Genomic DNA, 392 nt, shown 5'->3' on the forward strand with positions numbered 1-392 from the left:
GTCAGTACGGTACCGGCGCGGTCGACGAGCAGGGCCATCTCATACCCCACCAGACCGATATCAGCATCCGGATGCGCCAGCACCGCCAACGACGAACCATCCGAAATCGACATGATGAAGAGAAAACCACGCTCCATCTCCACCACCGTCTGATTCACCGCACCACCCTCGAAGATCCGCGACGCACCAGCCGTCAACGACGTCAGACCCGACGCCACCGCAGCCAACTGATCCGCACGATCCCGGGGAAAACCCTCGGACAACGCCAGCAGAAGACCGTCAGCCGACACCACCACCGTATGCGACACCCCAGGAGTGTTCTCCACAAAGTTGGTGATCAACCAGTTCAGGTTCTGCGCCGCCTGGCTCATCGGGCTCACACTAACGCTCCT

At 60.7% G+C, this 392-nt stretch carries 1 protein-coding gene; it reads right to left on the reverse strand.

Going from position 1 to position 392, the window contains the following annotated elements; all coding sequences use genetic code 11:
* Positions 1–371: roadblock/LC7 domain-containing protein (locus AC5WRL_RS28125; RefSeq protein ID WP_496091503.1), on the reverse strand; the 371-nt coding region annotated here is incomplete at its 3' end.
* Positions 372–392: the final 21 nt, after the last annotated feature.

Source organism: Streptomyces sp. NTD107 (genome assembly GCF_059510435.1).